Below are 270 nucleotides of genomic sequence, written 5' to 3'. Positions count from 1 at the left end.
CTAATGCACCCTCGCGCATCGCATTGGGTACAGAAGTCATTGCATCTTCAGATAGGGAGGCGATCATCGGAATAATCATAACTCCCATTACAATTCCTGGACTTAGAATGTTTGTTGCTTCCAGTGTAGGAATAATCTTTTCTAGTACAGGGGTTACAAAGGTGAAAGCAAAGAAACCATAAACAATCGTAGGTATTCCTGCTAGCACTTCAAGTATAGGTTTTAAAACTCTTCTAACTTTGTCGGTTGCATACTCACTCAGGTAAACAG

Annotated in this window: 1 protein-coding gene; it reads right to left on the bottom strand. The window is 40.7% G+C overall.

Annotation, left to right across the window (positions count from 1 at the left end):
• Window positions 1-270, bottom strand: a 270-nt coding sequence (locus RG959_RS24200) for a PstC family ABC transporter permease (RefSeq protein WP_369335204.1), incomplete at both ends; no start/stop codon positions are given.

This window comes from Domibacillus sp. 8LH, from assembly GCF_038806185.1.
Classification (GTDB): Bacteria; Bacillota; Bacilli; order Bacillales; family Domibacillaceae; genus Domibacillus; species Domibacillus indicus_A.
This window is presented reverse-complemented; position numbering and strand designations above follow the sequence as displayed.